At 61.7% G+C, this 20,305-nt stretch carries 21 protein-coding genes; 9 read left to right on the top strand and 12 right to left on the bottom strand.

Features of this window, described 5'->3' with window-relative positions:
- Positions 1-74 precede the first annotated feature (74 nt).
- From AB8B33_RS11115 to AB8B33_RS11095, 5 genes are all read right to left on the bottom strand, one after another.
- Complete coding sequence (locus AB8B33_RS11115) at positions 75-794, bottom strand: hypothetical protein (protein ID WP_310388510.1); 720 nt, start codon at positions 792-794, stop codon at positions 75-77.
- Between the two features lie 12 nt (positions 795-806).
- Complete coding sequence (locus tag AB8B33_RS11110; RefSeq protein ID WP_439015406.1) at positions 807-1,226, bottom strand: GlcG/HbpS family heme-binding protein; 420 nt, start codon at positions 1,224-1,226, stop codon at positions 807-809.
- 6 nt (positions 1,227-1,232) lie between these two features.
- Positions 1,233-1,952 carry a hypothetical protein gene (locus AB8B33_RS11105; RefSeq protein WP_439015405.1) on the bottom strand — a complete coding sequence of 240 codons (720 nt, stop codon included), beginning with the start codon at positions 1,950-1,952 and terminating at the stop codon, positions 1,233-1,235.
- Positions 1,953-1,979: 27 nt separating this feature from the next.
- Complete coding sequence (locus tag AB8B33_RS11100; protein ID WP_439015404.1) at positions 1,980-2,810, bottom strand: alpha/beta fold hydrolase; 831 nt, start codon at positions 2,808-2,810, stop codon at positions 1,980-1,982.
- Between the two features lie 141 nt (positions 2,811-2,951).
- Positions 2,952-3,935 carry an MDR family oxidoreductase gene (locus AB8B33_RS11095; RefSeq protein WP_439015403.1) on the bottom strand — a complete coding sequence of 328 codons (984 nt, stop codon included), beginning with the start codon at positions 3,933-3,935 and terminating at the stop codon, positions 2,952-2,954.
- 121 nt (positions 3,936-4,056) lie between these two features.
- On the opposite strand from AB8B33_RS11095, the gene AB8B33_RS11090 reads away from it, so the two are divergent.
- Positions 4,057-4,467 (top strand): winged helix-turn-helix transcriptional regulator, encoded by a 411-nt coding sequence (locus AB8B33_RS11090; protein ID WP_439015402.1) that lies wholly within the window; start codon positions 4,057-4,059, stop codon positions 4,465-4,467.
- A 195-nt stretch (positions 4,468-4,662) separates the two neighbouring features.
- Positions 4,663-6,486, top strand: coding sequence for a TPR end-of-group domain-containing protein (locus tag AB8B33_RS11085; RefSeq protein ID WP_439015401.1), 1,824 nt, complete (start codon positions 4,663-4,665; stop codon positions 6,484-6,486).
- A 115-nt stretch (positions 6,487-6,601) separates the two neighbouring features.
- Here AB8B33_RS11085 and AB8B33_RS11080 read toward each other — a convergent pair whose 3' ends face one another.
- The 3 genes from AB8B33_RS11080 to AB8B33_RS11070 form a co-directional block, all read right to left on the bottom strand.
- Positions 6,602-7,870: a hypothetical protein gene (locus tag AB8B33_RS11080; protein WP_439015400.1), complete on the bottom strand. Its 1,269-nt coding sequence runs from the start codon at positions 7,868-7,870 to the stop codon at positions 6,602-6,604.
- A gap of 210 nt (positions 7,871-8,080) precedes the next feature.
- Positions 8,081-9,148, bottom strand: a complete 1,068-nt coding sequence (locus tag AB8B33_RS11075; RefSeq protein WP_439015399.1) for a D-alanine--D-alanine ligase family protein — start codon at positions 9,146-9,148, stop codon at positions 8,081-8,083.
- Positions 9,149-9,225: 77 nt separating this feature from the next.
- On the bottom strand, positions 9,226-9,846 hold the full coding sequence (locus AB8B33_RS11070) for a C39 family peptidase (RefSeq protein ID WP_439015398.1): 621 nt from the start codon (positions 9,844-9,846) through the stop codon (positions 9,226-9,228).
- Positions 9,847-9,979: 133 nt separating this feature from the next.
- Here AB8B33_RS11070 and AB8B33_RS11065 point away from each other — a divergent pair, with 133 nt between their 5' ends.
- From AB8B33_RS11065 to AB8B33_RS11055, 3 genes are all read left to right on the top strand, one after another.
- Positions 9,980-11,497, top strand: a complete 1,518-nt coding sequence (locus AB8B33_RS11065) for a PLP-dependent aminotransferase family protein (RefSeq protein WP_439015397.1) — start codon at positions 9,980-9,982, stop codon at positions 11,495-11,497.
- A gap of 181 nt (positions 11,498-11,678) precedes the next feature.
- Positions 11,679-11,933, top strand: coding sequence for a type II toxin-antitoxin system VapB family antitoxin (locus tag AB8B33_RS11060; protein ID WP_113323545.1), 255 nt, complete (start codon positions 11,679-11,681; stop codon positions 11,931-11,933).
- Positions 11,930-12,325, top strand: coding sequence for a type II toxin-antitoxin system VapC family toxin (locus AB8B33_RS11055; RefSeq protein ID WP_439015396.1), 396 nt, complete (start codon positions 11,930-11,932; stop codon positions 12,323-12,325). The genes AB8B33_RS11060 and AB8B33_RS11055 overlap by 4 nt, the downstream gene beginning before the upstream one ends.
- A 123-nt stretch (positions 12,326-12,448) precedes the next feature.
- Here AB8B33_RS11055 and AB8B33_RS11050 read toward each other — a convergent pair whose 3' ends face one another.
- Together AB8B33_RS11050 and AB8B33_RS11045 are read right to left on the bottom strand one after the other, a co-directional pair.
- Entirely contained in the window at positions 12,449-15,061 is a 2,613-nt protein-coding gene (locus AB8B33_RS11050; RefSeq protein ID WP_439015395.1) for an autotransporter family protein, read from the bottom strand.
- Positions 15,062-15,441: 380 nt separating this feature from the next.
- Positions 15,442-15,798, bottom strand: a complete 357-nt coding sequence (locus AB8B33_RS11045; RefSeq protein WP_439015394.1) for an antibiotic biosynthesis monooxygenase — start codon at positions 15,796-15,798, stop codon at positions 15,442-15,444.
- A 115-nt stretch (positions 15,799-15,913) separates the two neighbouring features.
- Here AB8B33_RS11045 and AB8B33_RS11040 point away from each other — a divergent pair, with 115 nt between their 5' ends.
- Positions 15,914-16,801, top strand: a complete 888-nt coding sequence (locus tag AB8B33_RS11040) for a LysR family transcriptional regulator (protein WP_310388489.1) — start codon at positions 15,914-15,916, stop codon at positions 16,799-16,801.
- 72 nt (positions 16,802-16,873) lie between these two features.
- On the opposite strand, the gene AB8B33_RS11035 is transcribed toward AB8B33_RS11040, so the two are convergent.
- Positions 16,874-17,344: a hypothetical protein gene (locus AB8B33_RS11035; protein WP_037071742.1), complete on the bottom strand. Its 471-nt coding sequence runs from the start codon at positions 17,342-17,344 to the stop codon at positions 16,874-16,876.
- 193 nt (positions 17,345-17,537) lie between these two features.
- On the opposite strand from AB8B33_RS11035, the gene AB8B33_RS11030 reads away from it, so the two are divergent.
- From AB8B33_RS11030 to AB8B33_RS11020, 3 genes are all read left to right on the top strand, one after another.
- Positions 17,538-17,735, top strand: a complete 198-nt coding sequence (locus AB8B33_RS11030; protein WP_439015393.1) for a hypothetical protein — start codon at positions 17,538-17,540, stop codon at positions 17,733-17,735.
- 140 nt (positions 17,736-17,875) lie between these two features.
- Complete coding sequence (locus AB8B33_RS11025; protein WP_439015392.1) at positions 17,876-18,526, top strand: pyridoxamine 5'-phosphate oxidase family protein; 651 nt, start codon at positions 17,876-17,878, stop codon at positions 18,524-18,526.
- Positions 18,527-18,605: 79 nt separating this feature from the next.
- A complete protein-coding gene (locus AB8B33_RS11020; RefSeq protein ID WP_439015391.1) occupies positions 18,606-19,175 on the top strand; it encodes a GNAT family N-acetyltransferase in 570 nt (189 codons plus the stop codon).
- A 102-nt stretch (positions 19,176-19,277) separates the two neighbouring features.
- Here AB8B33_RS11020 and AB8B33_RS11015 read toward each other — a convergent pair whose 3' ends face one another.
- A complete protein-coding gene (locus AB8B33_RS11015; RefSeq protein ID WP_439015390.1) occupies positions 19,278-20,273 on the bottom strand; it encodes an alpha/beta hydrolase in 996 nt (331 codons plus the stop codon).
- Positions 20,274-20,305: the final 32 nt, after the last annotated feature.

Genomic DNA, 20,305 nt, shown 5'->3' with positions numbered 1-20,305 from the left:
CATGCTCGACGCTTGCCTTGAAATTTGCAGCCTCAAGCGCGCAGCGCGCGCGAACACGCGCTGCGGAATTTTTGTTACTCGAAACGGAAGTCGGACAGGTCGACGGAGACGATCAACGGTTCGGTCAGCGCGATGCCGTCGCTTCCACGCGGAAAGATGCGCATCTTCCCGGGCAGGAGAATTCCTTCGACAGAAACGTAATCGCTCAGGTACCGGGCCGCTGCATTCCTGCCCTGGATGTCCACTTCGTAGTCATGCCGGACCAGAATCCCGGCGTCGTCGAAATAGAAGATCTGCTCGGCACTGTGGGTCGCGATCTCGTCCGGAAAGGTGACATGCAGCCGCCGCCAAGTCTTTCCGTTCTCATGCCACGGCTCGATCTCCCTCGATGTAACCCCTGAGCGCTTCAGGATGAAGGGCGACGTCAGGTAGGTCCACATCGTGTAGCCAGCAAAATAGGCCACCTGGGGATCGCTCCACGGCGTCTCCATCAGATAGCCTTCAAAAGACTGCCGTGGGTTGATCAGTTCTTCGACGACGGTTCCATCAGCCGTTTCAATCGCCACGCGATCAGGCGTGAATGCAGACCGGTGCTGCGTGGGGGCGAAAGGCCAGTGCGAGACCCGCTCGCGCTTGAGGTCCACCTTGACGTTGCAGTTCTCCAGGACCGTCGGCTTCCCCTTCAGGCCCCATAGCACGCCGCCCTGATACAGCCTGGCCGTCAGGGAGGAGAACTGGTTGAAACGGTTCAGGCCGCCATGCGCTTCGATCGCCAGATTGACGAGATCGGTCATTATGTACTCCAGTCACTTGCTGAGATTGAAGGCGGCGAGCGCCGCCTCGGCGATTGCGATGTCCTGTTCGACCGAGCCGCCGCTCACGCCGATGGCGCCGATGACATTGCCGTCAAGTTCGACAGGAAACCCGCCGCCGAGGATCACGTATCGTCCGCCTCCCACGCTGCTTACCGAAAACAGCGGCTGGCCGGGCTGGATCAGCGGAACGAAGGCGGAGGAGGGCGCGTGGAAGGATCGGGCGGTCGTGGCCTTTCCGAGGGCGAGGTCGAACCCGCCAGGCCATGCGCCGTCCATCCTGATCATGGCGAGGAGATCGCCCCCGCCGTCGAGGATGGCGATGGTCGCCCTGACGCCGGTCTCCCCGGCACGGGCTTCCGCGGCCGCAATCATCCTGCGTGCGGCCGCCAGATCGAGTTTTGGATGTCGCATGACGTGTCAGGCCAGACTTATATCTGAGAGGTCGATGGAGACGACCAGCGGTTCGGACAGGCTGGAACCATCCGGCAGGCGCGGATAGATCCGGCGTTCGGTCGGGAACATCAGGCCCTGAACATTGACGTAACCGCCGATATAGTGGGCGCCCGGCGTGTTGCCGGCGATCTCGACGTCGTAGTCATGGCGCTTGAGAAGCCCGGCCTCGTCGACATAGAGGGTCTGCACCGTGCTATGGGTCGCGATGCTCTTGGGGAAGGTCACCCTGAGACGCTGCCACGTTTCGCCATTCTCATGCCAGTCCGCAATCTCTTCGCTTTCCACGCCCGGTGCGGCAAGAAGGAAAGGCATGTTGAGGTAGGTCCACATGGCAATGCCGGCAAAATAGGCGAGCTGAAGCTCCGTCCACGGTGTTTCGAGTGCATGGCCCGCAAAGGAGCTGCGCGGGTCGGAAAGCGTGTCGAGATCGCTGCCAGCGGAATCCCTGAGAACGACCCTGCCGGGCTCGAAGCGGCTGACCTTGCCCTCGGGGCCGAACGGAGCGTGCGATGCCCATTCTTCCCGCAGGCCAACCGTGACATCAGTCTCGTCGAGCTTCCCGGCATGACCCTTCAACCCCCAGAGCGCGCCGCCCTGCCTGAGGTGGGCCGTCAGAGAAGAGAACCTGTTCCAGATCTCGAGACCGCCGTGGGCGTCGATGATCTTCTGCGCCAATGCATTCATTTTGGTACTCCTTAAAAGAGATGACGCTCAGGCGTCGAGGAAGGTCTTGACGTGCGAGACGAATGTTTCCGGGTACTGGAAAAGCGCGCCGTGGCCGGAATCCGGGTAGATGATCAGCGTTGCGTTGCTCATCGCCTTGAACAGCTCGTAGGCGTTGACCGATGGAAACATCGTGTCGTCGCTGCCGTGGACGATGAGCGTCGGCTGCCCGATCGCCTTTAGCGAGGCGTGATGCGGGTCGCGCTCAGAGCACCATGCGATGATTGACGCGGCTTGCGGATCGCTGACGGAGTCTGCGCTATCGGGATCGCGGTCCTGCCTCCGGGCGAGGGCGCGGTCCACGAAGGCCTCGCCGGCTCGCTGGCTTTGTGCCGACGGTGTGAAGAACAGCGGAAGCCTTACGTCCCGCGCATCTTTTGCGAAAGCCTCCCCGACCACCTGCAGCAGATGTTCCTCGCCACCTTTCGGCGCGGTGCCGGCCAGGATGATCCTGCGAACCTTGACCTTCGGCCGGACTGCCATCAGCTGGGCAAGGAAGCCACCGAGGGAAAAACCGAGCAGATCGACCTCGTCGAAGCCGAGCGCGGCTATGAAGGATTCCGCGTCCGCCGTCTGTTGCTCGACATTGTCAGGCGTGGCGCCTGACGATCTGCCGACGCCCGCATTGTCGAAGACGATGACGGTGCGCTCCGCCGCCAGCGCATCGATCACTGCAGGATCCCAGGAATCCATCGTGCCGGTGAAGTGCTGCAGAAGGATCAGCGGCGTGCCTGCATCAGGGCCGAGGCGGCGGTAAGCGAAGCGGATTCCATCCGCTTCGAGATACTGCGTGGGCGCAGTCTGCAGTGAATCGGTCATGTCAGTTCCTTTCGGGGGAGGTTTTCAAGTATCGGGGCGCGCGTCATCGCCGTCCGGTTCCGGGGGAGCCATCCGCCATGCTGCGCGAATTGTTGGGGCCGACTCGGAGCGGTTCGGCGGTTGAGGGGATTGCGGAACCGCTCAGCTGTTCACGTCGACCAGCGTGCGGCCGCGGACACGGCCTTCCAGCATTTCTGCCGCAATCCTCGGCACATCGGAGAGACCGACCTGCGTGATCGTGGATGCAAGCTTGTCGAGGTCGAGATCCGTCGCAAGCCTTGCCCATGCCTTCTGGCGGATCGCCATCGGCGCGTTCACGGAATCGATGCCGGCGAGCGTGACGCCTCGCAGGATGAACGGAAGGACGCTGGCCGGAAGGTCGCGTCCGCCCACGAAGCCGCAGTTCGTCACCACGCCTGCGTATTTCGTCTGGGCAAGCACGTTTGCGAGCGTCCGGCCGCCGACGGCGTCGACCGCTCCCGCCCACCGCTCGGCAGCGATCGGCGCACCCTCCTGCGTAAGCATTGCCCGGTCGATCACTTCGCCGGCGCCGAGCCGCTGGAGATAATCGGCCTCGTTCCTCTTGCCGGTGGAGGCGACGACGCGGTAGCCGAGCCTGGACAGAATGGCGATCGCGATGGAGCCGACGCCGCCGGACGCGCCCGTGACGAGGACTTCTCCTCGTTCAGGCCCCACATCTCCATGCTCCAGGGCAAGCACGCTCAGCATCGCGGTGAAGCCGGCCGTGCCGATCGCCATGGCGTCCCGCGTCGAGATCGAGGCCGGAAGCTTGATCAGCCAGTCCGCCGGCACGCGCGCTTTCTGCGCGAACCCGCCATGATGCGTCTGGCTCAGTCCCCAACCTGTCGCGACGACCTTGTCACCAGGGGCGAAGCGGGTGTCGCGCGAGCTTTCGACGGTTCCCGAAAAGTCGATGCCTGATATCAGCGGAAAGGTCTGGATGATCCTCTGCCCGGCGAGAGCGAAGGCATCCTTGTAGTTTACCGTCGACCAGTCGATCGCGACCGTGACGCTGCCCTCCATCAGGATATCGTCCTCAACCGTCTCGACGGTTGCCGTTACGCCGTCTGCCGATTGCCTTGCGAGGATTGCTTGAAAAGACACGAAATCGTTCCTTCTTGAAATGATTTCGCTGTTGTATGTGCACTCGGAAGTCATTGAAAGAACGCACAATTACAGCCTATACTATCAATTATGTGCGTGAGGATCGAAGAGGACACCGTCGATGCGACCTAAGCGACTCCAGCCCAAGAGCGGATGTTCCGTCGAACTCACCGTCTCCGTCATCGGCGGAATCTGGAAGCCGACGATCCTGGTCAACCTTCTGATGGGCAGGAAGCGTTTCATGGAACTGAACCGTCTCATGCCGGACGCGACCCACCGGGTTCTGACGCTCCAGCTCAGGGAGCTGGAGGCTGATGGCCTGATAACGCGCCACGTCTTTCCGGAGGTCCCGCCGCGCGTCGAGTACGAGGCGACGCCGCTTGCGCGCTCGCTGGCCCCGATCCTCGGCAGCCTCAGGGACTGGGGGGATCGGTATCGCGAGGAACAGCAGAACCTTCCAGAACTGGATCCGCACTGTCCGGCCGATGAAGCGCCGGTTTCCGCTGGTCGCAGAGCCGCGGCAGCCCGCTAGATCAGGAGCAAAAGTCGGGAGACGTTCAGGCAATCCGCAGCTTTGTGCGCGGTAGTCTGCAAACGCCTGTTGCCGGTTGCTCCGAAAACGGCGCGCAGCTTCGCTCGCTTGTCTCCAATGCCGGAATGTGATGCACTGCTTGAGGGGAAAACCCGGGGCTTTTGCCGCGAGCACCCAACTCACAGGTACGGTTCTATGCGCAAACTGGCTGCCGTTCTCTGTATCGATGTCGCCGGCTACAGCAAGCTGATGGGGCGCGACGAGGCTGGCACGCTTTCGCGCGTCAAGGCAGCGTTTGCGGCGTTTGATCCTGCATTGGCGCGCCACCATGGTCGCATCGTCAAGCTGATGGGCGACGGCGCCCTCATCGAGTTCGCGAGCGCAGTCGATGCGGCAGTCTGCGCCATTGCGCTTCAAGGCACGGCTTCGGCAACCGATCCGACGCTTCGTTTCCGCATGGGGCTCAATCTCGGAGACGTGATCGTCGATGACGGCGATCTCTTCGGGGAGGGGGTCAATATCGCAGCGCGGCTGCAGGCGCTCGCCCAGCCGGGCGGTATCGTGCTTTCCGAAACGGTGCGCGAACACGTGGCGGGAAAATTGAATGTCGCTCTTGAAGACCTCGGGACGATCTCGCTCAAGAATATCGAGCGCCCCGTCCGTGCCTTCGCCATCCAGGGTGAGGCGCCGGCACAAGCCTCCGCCAGCCGCGAGCGGATCGGGATCTGCGTCCTGCCTTTCGCTAATATCGGCGGCGATCCGGAGCAGGACTATTTTAGCGCAGGCGTTACCGAGGACATCATCATCGATCTCAGCAAGCTCTCGTCGCTGACGGTCGTTTCCCGCGCGACATCGTTCAGCATCAAGGCTCAGAGCGCACGCGCAATCGCCCAGCAGCTCAATGTGGCCTATATACTCGAAGGCAATGTGCGCAAGGCCGGTGAACGCATCCGCCTCTCCGCCCAGCTGATCGACGGAGCGAACGAAACAACCGTCTGGGCCGAGCGCTTCGACCGGGACATCAAGGACGTGCTGGTGCTGCAGTCGGACCTTGCCAAATCCGTCGTCGAGGCGCTGAGGCTGCGCCTGTTGCCTTCGGAGCGCCAGGCGCTGGAGCGCGCGGGGCCGACCGACCCGGAGGCGTACAAGCTTTTCCTTCTGGCACGGGAATTCAATATCAGCGGCTCGGAGCGGCACCTGCCGCTGATCATCCGCCTCTGCCGCCGCGTATGCGAATTGGAACCGGGCAATGCACGCGCCTGGGCTCTTCTCGGCGAAACGCTCAATCGCCAGAGGCGCAGTGTCGGCGGCACCGAGACGGGTGAGCTCGAAATCGATCGCGCCCTCGAACTCGATCCCGAACTCGCCAGTGCGCACGCCGGAAAGGCCTTGCTGTTTCTCTACAGGGGACAGTTCGAAGAGGCCGAGCGCCAATGTGCAATCGCTCTGCGGCTCGATCCCGATGATTACGCCGCCAACCTTGCCGCCGGGCGCACCTTCATCATGCAGCACCGGTTCGATGATGCCATCCGCCATTTCGAGCGGGCCGCCTCACTCGCCCCCGGAGACTACAATGCCGCCGCCATGGTCATCCAGTGCTACCAGGGCAAGGGCGACGAGCAAGCGGCGCTCGACGCCTGCCGGCGTGCGCTGGTGCGGATCGAGCGCATCGTGGCTGCCGAGCCCGACCACAGCGGCGCGATCGGGCATGGGGCCGGCATCCTGGCGCTCCTCGGCGATCGCGAGCGAGCCCGCGAATGGGCCTCGCGTGCCAGCCTGCTCGAGCCTGATAATATCCAGCTCCAATCAAACCTCGTCTGCGCCTGGGCGATCAGCGGCGATGCGGAAGCCGCGCTCGATGTGCTCGAGCGCATAGCACCGAAGATGAGCCCGGAATTGCTGGTATGGATGGAAAACGACAACGACCTTGACGGCTTGCGCTCGCTGCCACGTTTTTGTGAGATCATGCTCGCGGCGAGGGCGCATCTTCGGGATCAGGCTTCGCCAACTGCGAAATGACCGAAGACTCCGCCCATCCTGTCGGATGCCAGCGTAAGCCGCTTCCAACAAGGGGGCTTAACCTACCGTTCCGGCTTGCCTGATCTTTGACGTTCAAGGCGACGGTTGCAGCAGGTTAGTTTTCAGGGCATCGCAACCAATAGCGTTTGAAGGCCGCAGGCCCACTGCCGTAGCTGGGAGCCTGGCTCCATGGGTTCTTCGGAGTTTCGATAAACGTGTCGTCGTCGATCGAGACAAGCGTAACCGGCAATGCGTAGGACAATGCCGCCTGGCGGTAGCGCGCAACTGCTGCCTGTTGGCGGCGTTTGGCAACGAGGTCGTCTTTCGCAGCGGGTGGAGCGCGAAAGCATTCGGGATCCTGTTTCATCTCGGTAAGCGGATCATGCAGCGCCACGCGCAACAATTCACCATCACCGGCGAGCCGCAATTCGAATTCATCCTGTGACGCCGGCACCGGGCGATCCTGCTCGGAAGAGGTGTCGGCGACATGCGCGGTCAGGATCGGCAAAGGCTGATGGTCCGGCCGCATTTCGACGCGGCGGATACGACACAGGTCAGCGAGTGTTTTGTTTCGTACCTCGGGTCGGGCGGGTTCATCGAGCAATGTCCAGCTGCCCTGCATCTTGCTGACGAAGGGAACAGACCCGTCCGAGCCATATGACAAAAACGCGGCACGTTGCGCTATCGTCTCTGCGATCCCGCTCACGGTCTGGATATTTCGCTCGGTCCTTGCTGCATCCTCGGGCTCACCCGGGCATCGCACAAGAAAAGTTGGTGTGGTGGAAGTGGCTGGATTGATAAGACCGACCACATCATCGTTTACCGGAAAGGCATAGCCCTGCCGAACGCTGTCTTGTATGATCAGGTTGCGCCGGATGCCGGCTATTTCAGTGGCTTCTGGCTTGTCATAGCCCGCCACATGCATCTCGTCCTGAACATTGGAGACCCAATAGACAGATCCTCCGACAGACAGACGCAATTCAAATCGCCTGGCGATGCCCTCCGGCCCCCTCAGACCGTCAAAGATCGGATAGCGTGAATCGGGTTGCTTGAGATTGATGCGATTGAACTTGCACCACGTCTTCAGTTTGTTTGCGGGCAGGCCGTGATCCGGCGGCAATATCGCCCAGTCGCCAGGCAAGGTCTTGATGAGCGTTTTCGGGCTTAAATCCGCACCGAAATCGAACATCTGCACCAGTGTCTCGGTCGCGGCCTGCACCCGTTCGCCGACGGTTCCGGCGTTAGCCGTGATTGGCGCAGGGGCTGTATCCTGCGCCCGAAGCGGCGATGATCCGACCGCGAAGAAGGCGAGTCCCGCCAATATGCCAAGCGTCGTGCAACCCAGCTTTGGACCTGGAGATTTGCAATCAGTTTTCAGCCGCATGCGTTCGTCCATCATTGTAGTGATGGCGGGTTTTAGCGGCCCGGCATTAACAATTCGCCAGTTGGCTCGTTAAAGTTGCGCATGGTCGCAATACTCACGGCCATAGGCTCTCGTTGGACGTTGGCGGAGCGATGCGGCGACAGCCCGCGGCGATGGATCGAATGAAGGCCCCTCCACCTGTGGGGAGGGGTCTTTTCTTATAGTCGGAGCTCACGCCCCTCTGGCGAGCCCATGCTCCACCAGCCGGTCGATGACCTCGGCGTAAGCGACGCCACTGGCGGCCATCGCTTTGGAATACATGCTGATATCGGTAAAGCCCGGAATGGTGTTCACCTCGTTGACGACGAAGCGCATGTCTTCCATCACGAAGAAATCGACGCGGGCCATGCCGTCGCAGCCGAGCGCGCGGAAGGCGCGGGCGGCCATGTCGCGGATCCTGGCTTCGACATCGTCGGGAAGCTCGGCGGGCACTTTCAGGGCTGCGCCATTCTCGTCGAGATATTTGGCGGTGTAGCTGTAGAAGCCGTGGCTTTCGGCGGGTGCGATCTCGCCGGGGCGGGAGACGAAGAGACCGCCTTTGACATCTTCCAGCACGCTGCATTCGATCTCGCGCCCTGCAATGAATTCTTCGGCGATGAGCTTTCGGTCGTGGCTGAAGGCTTCGGCAAGGGCGGGGGCAAATTCCTGGCTGCCCGAGACTTTTCGCACGCCGACCGAAGAGCCCTGGCGGGCCGGCTTGATGAAGAGCGGCAGGCCGAGCGCGCCTTCGAGCGCCTCAAGCGCGGGCGGTGCGGCCTGATCGAGCGTCACCGAGCGGGCAACGGGCAGGCCAGCGGCCTTCAGCAGCTGCTTGGCGATATCCTTGTCGAGCGCCGTTGCCGAGCCGAGGATGCCGCAGCCGGCAAGCGGTATACGCGCCACCTGGCATAGGCCCTGGACCGCGCCGTCTTCCCCATGCAGACCATGCAGCACCGGGAAGACGATGTCGATCCTGCCGGCTTCTGCCGCCTTTCCATCGGGCGCGATCGCGAGCAACCGTCCACGCCCGCCGGGCACGAGGCAAAGCTCGGTGCCGGAGGAGGGCTTGTCGAGTTCTCCATCGGCGAAGCGGCTTTGCAGCCAGCGCCCGTCCTTGCTCACATAGACGGGCAGCGCGTCATAACGTTCCGGGTCGAGGGCGCGCATGACATTGGTCGCTGACATGACGGATACGTCGTGCTCGCTGGAGCGGCCGCCGAAAAGCACGGCAATGCGCAGCCTGGATGGGGAAGGGCTCATCAAAATCTCCTTGGTCAAAGCAATTCGAGCAAAAGTGTGCAGCGGTATTGCGTCCGGAATTGCGCGGAAAAAACGTTTCAGAAGCCGACGGCGATGCCTCTGTTGGCGAAGAAGCGATCGAAGGTGGCGAGCGGCAGGATGACATCGGCCTGGCTGGCGCGGTCATGCCCGGAGGGATTGTGGAAGCGCACGCTCTCTTCATCGGCCGCCGTCACCAGCACCAGATGGCCGCCTTTGCCCGGCGGCTCGCGCTCCGGCCAGTGGATGGCGCTGCTGACCGAGGCGATGAAGAAGCTGTTCTCTGCGAGGATCTCGGGAATGGTTTCCGCTTGCACCTGTGTCCTCACATCGGCGACAAGCCCAAAGCGTTCACGCACGAAGGTCACGAAGGGCGCATAGATCAGTCCCTTGATCGAGGCATCGGCCTCATTGACGACATAGCCGCCATAGCTGGTGCAGGCCCTTGCGAGCGACAGGATCGGATGCGCCTCGCCGCGGGCCGCCAGGATCATCTTCAGGCAGGCCATGCCGCAGACATTCACCGCCCAGCGCGCATATTCCTCAATCGTCTCGGCGCCGGAATTCTTCCACCTGACATCGCGATGCAGGGCGGCAGCACCTTCGGCCAGCACCGGCAGGGTCATCTCGGGTGTCTCCCACTGGCTGAAATAGGGCACGTCGAGGCTCAGTTGGTTCATGTCGTCTCCGTCAGGCACTGCATTTGCGAATCCGCTTGAAAGTGGCTCAATCTAAATGCAGTTTGGCGTATCTTTGAAGATCCACTTTGCTCATCACGCGTGGGCCACTTGAACCAGCCATTGGGGAGCTTTGATGACGCTGAAGAGGAGACGCGAAGGGCCATCGGCTTCTTTCCGGCCAACGATCAATCCATCGTCATCGGCGCCTTTGCCGCGCCAGCTTTATCTCTCGCTGCGCAACGCCGTCGCCGAAGGGCGGTTGACCGGCGGGCAGCGGCTGCCCTCGACGCGGCTCGCCTCGGCGGAATGGGCGATCTCGCGCGGCGTCATTGCCGAGGCCTATGAAATCCTGATGTCAGAGGGTTTTGCGGTCGCCCGCCACGGCTCCGGCACCTATATCGCCTCGTCCATTCCCGAGGGTGCGGCGCGCATCGATCCATCAGGTGCAGGCAGCGCGCAGGCGATCCGCCGCGGCGTCTCGGCCGCAGCGACAGCGATCCTCACGCGCGGGCCGAGCCTCGAGCCGCAGAAGGCGCTGCCATTCGTCACCGGCCGCATCGCCCATGACGAACGCACGGCGCGGCTGCTCAACCGCATTGCCGTCAGGCATATGAACTATGCTTTCGAAGGCTATGGCGATATCCAGGGGGAGAGGGCGCTGAGGGCGGCGATCAGCGCGCATCTCGCGGTGTCGCGCGGCGTGCGCTGCAGCCCCGACCAGATCTTCATCACGGCGGGAACGCAGCAGGCACTCGACCTTGCATTCCGCGTGCTGATGACGCCGGGCGATACCGCCGTCGTCGAAGACCCGTGCTATCCACCGGCCCGGCAATGCCTGGCGCTGAACGGCATCGAGGTCGTCGGCCTGCCGGTCGATCGTGATGGCATCGACATCAACAGGCTGCTCGACGGCACGCTGCCGCCGCCCGCCGCCTTCTATGTGACGCCCTCGAACCAATATCCGGTCGGTTCCGTTCTCTCGCTCTCGCGCCGTCTCGGGCTTCTCTCTTATGCCGAAGAGAACGACTGCTGGATCATCGAGGATGATTACGACAGCGAATTCCGCTACCAGGGCCACCCGATCGCCTCGCTGCACGGCCTCGATAAGGCGGGCCGCGTTCTCTACACCGGCACGTTCAGCAAGGCGCTGCTGCCGAGCCTGCGCATCGGCTATCTCGTCGTCCCCGCCGACCTCGTGCCCGCCTTCCGCGCCGTGCGCCCCGCCGTCGACCGCTGTCCGCCGAGCTTCCAGCAGCGGGTGATTGCCGATTTTCTGGAGGAGGGGTATTTTCCGGCGCATCTGCGGCGACTGAGGGAGAGGCTGCGGGCGTCGCGCGATATGCTGGCCGGGTTTCTGGGGGAGCGGTTGGCGGAGCATGTGGCGGTGCTGCTGCCGGATCAGGGGATCAATCTCACGGTTCGGAGTACCGGCAGCTGGGATGATGACACGGCTGTTTCCGCTGCGGCGCTGAGGAAGGGCGTCGTAGTCATGCCGCTTTCGCGGATGAATGTGGTTTCGACGGATCGGTCGCGATTGCTGCTTGGGTTTTCCGGGCTTTCGGAGGAGGAGGCGGATATGGGGACACGGGTGCTTGCAGAGGTTTTCGAGGATGGGACGTTTCTGCAGGGTAAGGCCGAGTTAGGAGGGTAACCGGCGGCGGCTCGCGCGGGCTCGATAACCATATCGCGTCCTCAGCTTCCGCGAGTGCTGCGCGAATAAATCCATCGGCGCATGCAGCGCGCAGCCGATGTCGAACCCGATCTCTCAATACTGTCGCTTGTTTACATCTCTCAGAATATGATACTTAACGTCGAGTTTTTAGAGAAAGATCATGCTGCACCTTACCCACGATACGGAACAGCTCGCCCGCAGGCTTGCGGCCCGCATCGGCCGCAAGCCTGAAGACCTGATCCGCGCCGCGCTCGAACGCGAGGCTAAGGCGCTCGGCGTATCCGACGAGCCGCAGACCAAGCGCCGCCGGATGACCGTGGAACAAATGCTCGCTGTCGGCGAAAAGATCACGGCCCTACCGCTGCTCGATCCGCGCTCTCCACAAGAGATCGCTGACGATCTCAACCAACCATGATCGTCGTCGACTCGTCGGCAATCCTCGCAATCCTCGAAAAGGAGAGCGACGCTACCCTTTACGCTCGCGCGATCCGCGAGGCCGATAATCTCGTGATCTCGGCCGTCAACGCACATGAAACCGCCATTGTCTTACGCAGTCGCAGAGGGCCGGAAGGTGAGGCAATGCTGTGGGCTTTCCTTGCGGCCAATGAGATAGCCGTCGCACCTTTTGATGAGGATCAGGCGCGAGGAGCTTCCGAAACCTTCGGGCGGTACGGCAAGGGCATTCACTCGAAAGCTAGGCTCAATCTTGCGGACTGCGCCGCCTACGCTCTCGCCAAGAGCCTTTCGGCTCCTCTGCTCTTCAAGGGCGACGACTTCGTACACACGGATATCGAGCAATGGCGCTGATTGGTTACGCCCGTGTCTCGAAGCGGGATCAGGCCACCGTTGCGCAGCTCTCCGCCGCTGGACTACATGCGCGAGGGCGATACGCTTAGCCCTCGTTACGTTTAGCGCTGCGCGCTTCCGCCCTCACCACTTCACGCGCAATCCGGCGGTTCCACTGACGGCATAGCTGTCGCCGAAGTCTTTCAGCGAGGATTTTGCAGCGACTTCGCCATAGAGCGAGAAACGTTCGTCACCCCAGATGTAGGAGCTGCCGAGGGTCAGGCCTGCCCAGACCGGATCGTTCCTGGTTTCGAAACCGGTTCCGGAGACATCGACTGCCGTGCCATCCAGGAACTCGCCGTAGAGATTGGCGATGCCGTAGATTTTTGCCCGCGCCGTCTGGCCATCGGCCCGCTGCCAGCTCTCCTCGCGGTCGAGCGCCATCCCGAGCCGGCCGACCAGACTATCGCCGTCATCAAGCGAAACCCGTGCGCCGAACCGGTCGTCGAAACTGTCGAAATCGACGGAGGAATAGACGAGTTGCGCCTGGGGCGTGATCGACCAGGACCCGGAGGTTGCGAAGCGCCTGCCAGCTTCGAGGCTGAGCGCATAGCCGAAGCCATTGTTGCCGTTCTCCATGGCGCCATCGACGAGATCGGATTTCAGGTCGCTGTCATACCAGGTGAGCTGGCTCTGGGCGTCGACGTAGAAACCGTTTTCGCCATACCAGGTGAGCGTCGCGCCCACCCCATAGCCTCTCGTGTCGATATCGCCATCGCCGTAGACCGAGCCAATATCGCCGGAAACCGTGCCGTAATGGACGGTCAGGCCGCCGATCAGCCGGCCGTTCTGGTTCTGGTAGAGCTCCGCATCCAGACCGCCCTCCAGCTTGAACAGATCGTAGTCATAGGTGGTGCCGCTCGTGCTTGTGTCCGGCTCGAGGCCGGCATGGGTCCCCTCGGTGCGAAGCCAGATATTGTCAGGACCGCTCGTCGGCGTCGCCTTGCCGCCGTCCGGCCAGGTGCGGTCGCCGATGCGCTGCTGCAGCGTGGAAAGTCCGTTCAGGGCGAGCAGGAGTTGCGGATAGGCTTCGTAAAGCGGAACGCCGGGCTGATAGAGTGGCGCTGCGGATGCGCCCGGCGCGGCCGGATTGACCAGTGCGGAGCGAAGATACCAGTCGCCGTCAGCCGGGGTTGCGATGCCGTTCTGGTAGAGCCGATAGGCGTATGCACCGCCGACAACGGCCTGATCTCCCTGAAAAACATAGTCGCCGAGCAGCGAAAAACTTCCGGCCGAGCTGCCGCCGACATCGACGATCTTGATGCCCTCGACGGTTTGTGCCCCGCCGCCGCCGAGATTGGTGACCTTGACGCTGGTCGTGCCCGAGGTGTTGCCCGTGACGACGAGGCGGTCGGTCGGCGAGGCATCGCCGCCGAGCACGCTTTCGATAAAAAGCGTGCCGCCATTGCCGATATAGTTGCCCGATATAGTCAGCGTACCGATCGAATTGCCGGGGGAGACCGTGCCCGAATTCGTGACGTCACCGAAGATGGTACCGCTGCCGCCCAGCGTGCCGAAGTTGGTGATGTCGCCGATGATGCTCGAAGCGGCGCTGTGGTCGCCGATCAGCAGTGTTCCGTCATAGATCGTCCAGTCCGTCGCGGTGGTGCCGACGCCCGTCAGCAGCCAGGTGCTGGTGCCGGTTTTTTCGAACGTGTCAAAGTTCCGGTATTGCGCGGCCGCGCCAATCGCGGACACGTCGAATGTGTCGCTGCCCGTGCCGCCAAGCCGCAGCACGTCTGTCGTCGGCACGGCACCCGCGACGACGTTGCCCTCGATCACCGAGCCCGGCTGCAGCTCGAGCTTCAGTGTGCCCGTCGTTGCCGCCGCGCCGCGCCCGATCGCGTCCGTCTGGCCGGCGCCTGCGCGGATCGTGCCGCTATTGACGATATCGAGGTTCACTATTCCGTTCGAGGCCACGATGGCGATGGCACCCGTTCCGCCCTCGATCGTGCCGAAATTGACGATCTGGCCCGCCGTTGTTCCTTGCGCGAGAATGCCGGCACCCGCCGTTCCGTTGGTCGGCCCGTTTCCTCCGCGGATCGTTCCCATGTTGAGGATGGTATTGGGACCTCCCACCGCATTGCCGTAGGCGACGCCTTGTCCACCGCCAGCCGACGTGCTGTCGCCACCCACGATGGTGCCGTTATTGGTGAGAGACGAGCCTGTCAGCGCACGTACGCCAATGCCGCCTGAAGCTGCGGCACCGCCGCCGCCGCCATTTCCGCCGCGGATCGATCCATCATTCGTGAATGCGGTGGCAGTAACGACGGCACCGATTTGCCCTGATGTCGTGGCGGCGGCACCGGCGCTTGCTGCCACCAGAGTGCCCGAGAACGTGACGGGGACGAGAGCTCCGACCGATTGCTGGATCGTGAGCGTGCCCCTGCTCGCGCCGGCTGCGGGATCATAGGTATTCGTCAAGACGAAGCCGTTGGTATCGATCGTGATCGGCTTCGTCGGGACTGGCAGTATCGCCGTTGAAATGGAGAAGCTGCCGGTCATGACGATCGTCGAGCTGGCGTCGCCATCCCCATTCGCGGTGGTGATGGTGTTGCGCAATTCCGTTTCGTTGCTGACCCGGTATTCCCTCGCGGTCGCCGCCGATGAGGGCCAGCAATAGAACGCCAGCACAGCGAGGCTCACGCTCGCAAAAAGTCTTGCCTTATCAAAAGTCCCGACAACGCCGAAGCTCATGCTGCCTCTTATGAAGTTGTTGCTAATATAAATACGATTAAAGGGTGTGCTTTTTGTGCGCCGGTTCGGCCTGTCCCGCAAGATCAGCTTATCACAAAGCGACCCGTACTGCGCCAAAGGCGACAGGCCGTTGCCGGGCGGCAACAGAATATTCAAATGCGACAGCTCTATAAATCAACATGTTAGGGTTTTGGTAACTTCCGGCTGTCGCCGTCGCAAAACGGGCAAGCAGGCTCTGCGGTTCCCCGGAGGCGATTCGGTCAGGATTTTGACAAACCGGAGGGCGCGAGCGTGGTCAGCACCGGCAAAGGGAAGGTCCCTCCGCCGGATTTCTGTCGGCCGGGCGCGTTCCGTTCGGAAATGGATCCGGTCATTGTGGATCACCCGGCCATTTCGCGCTTCGGGAGCACGAGGTCCGCGACCGTATAGGTGTGGAATTCGCTGCTGGAGACCGTGTCCAGCCGCTTGAACTTCTCGGCGAAATCAGGATCGGAAAAGAACTCGCCGACATTGCCGGCTTCCTGGATCGCCTCGATGTTGACGACCGTCAGGCCATCGCTGCTCTTCGCCAGGCTGCTCCAGAGAAAACCTTCCTTCCGCTCGGCGACGTAATGCACCACGTCCTGGATGATCTCGAAGGCTTCCTCCTGCTTTCCGGGATGGGCATGAATGACGTTGACGATAAAGGTCGTGGGAACGGGAGCGTCTGCAAAGGCGGCGATCGCTTTGGTGTTCATGAAGATCTCCATTTGAAGCGCACGGACGAAATGGCCGCGGCAAGGTCTGGATATCGGACGGCAAATATCGGAGAAATGGGCCGGTATTCTCAACAGATCGGATATTTTTTCCGCAATGGACAGGCTCGGCACATCAGGCATTTTCGTTCAAGTCGCGGAGGCCGGGAGTTTCGTGGCTGCCGGCCATCGCTTGGGCATCTCGGGCTCGGCGGTCGGCAAGGCGATCGCGCGGCTGGAGGAAGAGCTCGGCGTGCGCCTGTTCAACCGCTCGACCCGCAGCATGGCCCTGACGGAGGAGGGCAGCTTCTTCCTCGAAACATGCAGGCGCATTCAGGCCGAATATGAAGAGGCACGGGCGAGGCTTTCGAGATCGCATTCTGTGCCGCGGGGCCAGCTGCGTGTCAGCCTGCCGCTCGCCGGCATGCTTCTCATGCCGACCATATCGTCCTTCATGGCAGCCTATCCGGAGATCAATCTCGATCTCGATTTCACCGACCGCCTCGTCGATGTCATCGAGGAGGGATTCGACGCGGTTATCCGGACCGGAGAGGTCAGGGATACGCGACTGATGAGCCGCAAGCTCGGCACATTCCGGCACGTGATCGTGGCCTCGCCCGAATATCTCGCGACCTACAGTCGTCCTGATGTGCCTGAGGATCTGCTCGATCACCGGTGCCTGCACCATCGCTTCGCCAATTCCGGCAGGCTGGAACCCTGGCCGCTGGTGCGCGACGGCATTGCGCTCAAGCTCGATCTGCCGGTGACCACGGTGGCGAGCACGCTGGAGCCGCTGATCTATCTTGCCGAACGCTCATTCGGCATCACATGCCTTCCGCCCTTCGCCGTGGCGTCGGAGATCGCCGAAGGCAAGCTCGTCCGGCTGCTGGACGATCATCTTGACGATACGGGAACCTTCAGGGTTCTCTGGCCGAGCAGCCGGTATCTGTCACCCAAGGTCAGGGCCTTCGTCGATTATATGGCCGCCAACCTGTTCAGCGCATGAGGTGTTCATGGGCGCTTTGATCCATTCGGCAGGCTGCTATGCAGCTCTTGCAGGAGCAGTTGCCGCCGAACCTCAGGACTGTCTGCCCATGCTCTGCGACATGCGACGGCTATGTACGGATTGCGCATGCCAGATGGCCGCTCCAACCCAAAAGATCGAGAACAACGCCAATGGCAGCAATGACCGGAGAGATAACCAGGCCGCCGTGTCCAGGAACGGCGCTGTCGTGCCGATGATTATCACGCTGACGAACGAGCACAGGGATAATCCGAGATAGGTCTGTCGCCATTGCGACGATGACAGCAACGATCGGCGCTCGAACAAGAGGTTTTGAACGAGGCTGGATTGCGCAGCCAAGGCTGCAAATATGATGGCAGCCGGCAGGAGCGATAGCGACAGCCGAAACTTGACGGAAAATTCAGTTTGTACAAACAGGGAATATGCCGATGCGTATATTCCGTAGGTGATGCCGGCATTCAGCGCCAGAACAACAATCGAGCGCCAGAAGATGTTCCAGAAAACGCGAACAAGAACGATCGGCATTCTTTCATTCCTTTTGTCGTAAATTTCCGGCTGAAACGAGACCTGTTTTCCTGACTCTGCAACTTCGCAGAATAGGGAACTTGGCGGCGACCGCAATGACGCTCCCGTCACTCGACTGCCGCAGAAGGCTGCTTTTGCTTGCTGCGCAGGAAGAGCGCACTTACTTTCCCTCGGGCAGACGAAGGAGCCCGCAATGACCCGAGGCAAGCCGAGCATAGAGGCCGGGCAATATGCCGTACCCGGCAAGCCGGGAGCGGACGGCAAGCTGGCACTTCATTCCTTTCGTTATGAGGTCTTTGATCTGCCTGCACTGGTGGGGCACACCGAACAATGTCACGATGCGGGAGAAATCATGACGGTTGCCGTTAGCGCTGCGAGAGACGGGGACTGAGGGCAGGGCAGATACCTGCATTCACGAACCCACTTCGCTCCCCAGGATACCGCGGCTTGACGAACGCCTCAAATCTGAGGTACGTACATCATTACCTCGGACGCGATCCGTGCGACAGGGGGCTGCGGGAGGAAAATGGAATGAAGGAGTTCAGTGTCGATCCAAAATTTGTCGTGAGGGATGAGCAGGCTCTTCGAGAATTGTTTCAACCGGCGCATGCTCTGGCAGCTCAGAAATGCATGGGCGCGCTCGACAGGCACGCACAGGAGTTTATCAGGCGATCGCCATTCCTGTGCATCGGCACCCAGAACCGGAATGGCAAAGCCGATGTCAGCCCTCGCGGCGACCCGGTCGGCTTCGTGAAAATCCTCGATCCGCAGACGCTGGCGATCCCGGACAGGCCGGGCAACAATCGCCTCGATACGCTGGCCAATATTCTCAGCAATCCGAGCGTTGGACTGCTCTTCATCATTCCGGGATTTGACGACACGCTTCGCGTGAATGGCGAGGCCAGGCTGGTGACCGATCCTGATATCCTCGCGGATATGGGTGTCGGCGAACGCGTGCCCAAGCTCGCGATACTGGTCAAGGTGGGTGAGGTCTTCCTGCATTGCGCCAAGGCGTTCAGGCGCTCGCATCTGTGGGATCCGGATCACTTTCAGGATCGTAGCGAGATGCCCTCGCTTTCAAAGATCATCCTGGATCAGACGACGGGCGCTCCGACCGATGATATCGAAATGCGCAAGATAGATGACGCACTCGAAGACGCCTACAGGAAGTCGCTCTATTGACGGCTCCTGACTGGACTGTCGGTATCGGCTGAACCGCGGCTGCGATCTGGCCGGTCTATTCGAGTTGGTTGGAATTTGGATGTTGGACGGACGCCCAATCCTGGTCATACCTGACCTTGAGAAGCTCTCGGGGTATGAAGCGGCGCTGGCGAAGGGCTGGTCGCCCGACCCGCGGCGCATTGGAGATACTGGCTTCATCGAAGCCGAACTTCAGGACCTTCGTAATGATCCCGCGGCATATCTCGACAAGCTGATGGGGCGACATGCTTCGGCCAAACCGCAGATCAGCGATACGGCCATGGCGCTCACCAATCACACGTTCTGGATTTGGGATGGGGAGTTCTGCGGCAAGATCGACCTGCGCTATCTGCCCGTTACCTGGACAGTTCCCGACAGCATTCCGGGACATGTCGGATACGCGGTGGTGCCCTGGAAACAAGGCCGGGGCTACGCCACAGCCGCGCTCGATGCGCTGCTCCAGTTCGCAAAATCCCGGGGGCTGAGTGAACTCGATATTCTCTGCAACGAGGAGAACCTCATTTCCCGGGCCGTCATAGAGCGAGTTGGCGGTAAGCTGGTGCGACGCGCGCCCCATCCTTCAGACAGGCCGGAGCAGCAGAAGCTGTTTTTTAAGGTTCCACTGGTCTAGAGCCTTCCGTCTTTCTTCGAACTACCGGGACCGTCACCTGGGACAGGCAAGGATGCAAGTCAGCGACGCGGCGCGCTGATGGCCGCCGCGTCGCCGCATCGATCAATGCGTTGCGGGTTCGAGATAGCGGCGCAGATTGTCGCTGATCTGTTCGATCGCGGCTTCCGTGGAAGGCACATTGCGGATCGCGTTCAACAGCACGAAGTCATGGATCGTGCCGTTGTAGCGGGCCGCAGCCACGGTCACGCCGGCTTCCTTCAGTTTGCGGGCATAGGCCTCGCCCTCGTCGCGCAGCGGATCGTTCTCGGCAGTGATGACGAGTGCCGGCGGCAGGCCCTTGAGCTGATCGATGCTGGCGCGCAGCGGCGATACATAGGGGTTGTCGCGGGTCTTTGCGTCGGGCGCGTAGAGGTCCCAGCCGTATTTCATGAATGCGCGCGCCAGGAAGCGCTGCTCTCCATATTCGTGATAGGAGCCCGTATCGACGCTGGCATCGGTTGCGGGGATGAGAAGGGCCTGGAAGCTGATCTTCGGGCCGTTGCGGTCCTTGGCCATCAGCGTCAGGGCAGCGGTCATGTTGCCGCCGACCGAATTGCCGGCAACCGCGATCCTGCTGCCATCCGCGCCGAATTCACCGGCGTGAGCCGCCACCCATTTCAGCACGGCATAGGATTGATCGAGCTGAGTGGGAAAGCGTGCTTCTGGCAGGGACGTATATTCGACGAAGACGCCGACCTGGCCGGAGCCGACCACAAGATCACGCAGCAGGCGCTGGTGGTTTTCAAAATTGCCGACGATCCAGACGCCGCCGTGAATGAAGAGCAGCACGCCGGGTTTGCCGGTGATGTGCTCGGGCTTCATGATGTAGATCTTCACGCTCAGACCATCCTGGGTGATGGTCTGCTCGGTCGTGGTCACGCCTGACATGTCGACCGGCGTCATGTTCTGAAGCCCGGTCAGGATCTCCTGGGGCTTGGGCTGCGGCAGTTTCCAGAACGGGCTCGGATCCTTGTTGATCTCGGCAAGGAAGGCGCGGACCTGGGGGTCGATCCGCGGGTCGGTCGCGACGTCGGGCGCCGCTTGAGCGGGCTGAATCATGAGAGTTACTCCGAGGCTGAGGGTTGCGAGTA

Origin of the sequence: Rhizobium sp. 768_B6_N1_8 (genome assembly GCF_051811225.1) — a bacterium.
Taxonomy (GTDB): domain Bacteria; phylum Pseudomonadota; class Alphaproteobacteria; order Rhizobiales; family Rhizobiaceae; genus Rhizobium.
The sequence above is the reverse complement of the archived record's forward strand: the minus strand, read 5'-3'. Positions and strand labels throughout refer to the sequence as shown.

Excerpts from the sequence above, each read along its gene's own strand:
- AB8B33_RS11115 (WP_310388510.1), bottom strand. The coding sequence starts at position 794 with ATGACCGATCTCGTCAATCTGGCGATCGAAGCGCATGGCGGCCTGAAC.
- AB8B33_RS11110 (WP_439015406.1), bottom strand. The coding sequence starts at position 1,226 with ATGCGACATCCAAAACTCGATCTGGCGGCCGCACGCAGGATGATTGCG.
- AB8B33_RS11105 (WP_439015405.1), bottom strand. The coding sequence starts at position 1,952 with ATGAATGCATTGGCGCAGAAGATCATCGACGCCCACGGCGGTCTCGAG.
- AB8B33_RS11100 (WP_439015404.1), bottom strand. The coding sequence starts at position 2,810 with ATGACCGATTCACTGCAGACTGCGCCCACGCAGTATCTCGAAGCGGAT.
- AB8B33_RS11090 (WP_439015402.1), top strand. The coding sequence starts at position 4,057 with ATGCGACCTAAGCGACTCCAGCCCAAGAGCGGATGTTCCGTCGAACTC.
- AB8B33_RS11085 (WP_439015401.1), top strand. The coding sequence starts at position 4,663 with ATGCGCAAACTGGCTGCCGTTCTCTGTATCGATGTCGCCGGCTACAGC.
- AB8B33_RS11080 (WP_439015400.1), bottom strand. The coding sequence starts at position 7,870 with ATGCGGCTGAAAACTGATTGCAAATCTCCAGGTCCAAAGCTGGGTTGC.
- AB8B33_RS11075 (WP_439015399.1), bottom strand. The coding sequence starts at position 9,148 with ATGAGCCCTTCCCCATCCAGGCTGCGCATTGCCGTGCTTTTCGGCGGC.
- AB8B33_RS11070 (WP_439015398.1), bottom strand. The coding sequence starts at position 9,846 with ATGAACCAACTGAGCCTCGACGTGCCCTATTTCAGCCAGTGGGAGACA.
- AB8B33_RS11065 (WP_439015397.1), top strand. The coding sequence starts at position 9,980 with ATGACGCTGAAGAGGAGACGCGAAGGGCCATCGGCTTCTTTCCGGCCA.
- AB8B33_RS11060 (WP_113323545.1), top strand. The coding sequence starts at position 11,679 with ATGCTGCACCTTACCCACGATACGGAACAGCTCGCCCGCAGGCTTGCG.
- AB8B33_RS11055 (WP_439015396.1), top strand. The coding sequence starts at position 11,930 with ATGATCGTCGTCGACTCGTCGGCAATCCTCGCAATCCTCGAAAAGGAG.
- AB8B33_RS11050 (WP_439015395.1), bottom strand. The coding sequence starts at position 15,061 with ATGAGCTTCGGCGTTGTCGGGACTTTTGATAAGGCAAGACTTTTTGCG.
- AB8B33_RS11045 (WP_439015394.1), bottom strand. The coding sequence starts at position 15,798 with ATGAACACCAAAGCGATCGCCGCCTTTGCAGACGCTCCCGTTCCCACG.
- AB8B33_RS11040 (WP_310388489.1), top strand. The coding sequence starts at position 15,914 with ATGGACAGGCTCGGCACATCAGGCATTTTCGTTCAAGTCGCGGAGGCC.
- AB8B33_RS11035 (WP_037071742.1), bottom strand. The coding sequence starts at position 17,344 with ATGCCGATCGTTCTTGTTCGCGTTTTCTGGAACATCTTCTGGCGCTCG.
- AB8B33_RS11030 (WP_439015393.1), top strand. The coding sequence starts at position 17,538 with ATGACCCGAGGCAAGCCGAGCATAGAGGCCGGGCAATATGCCGTACCC.
- AB8B33_RS11025 (WP_439015392.1), top strand. The coding sequence starts at position 17,876 with ATGAAGGAGTTCAGTGTCGATCCAAAATTTGTCGTGAGGGATGAGCAG.
- AB8B33_RS11020 (WP_439015391.1), top strand. The coding sequence starts at position 18,606 with ATGTTGGACGGACGCCCAATCCTGGTCATACCTGACCTTGAGAAGCTC.
- AB8B33_RS11015 (WP_439015390.1), bottom strand. The coding sequence starts at position 20,273 with ATGATTCAGCCCGCTCAAGCGGCGCCCGACGTCGCGACCGACCCGCGG.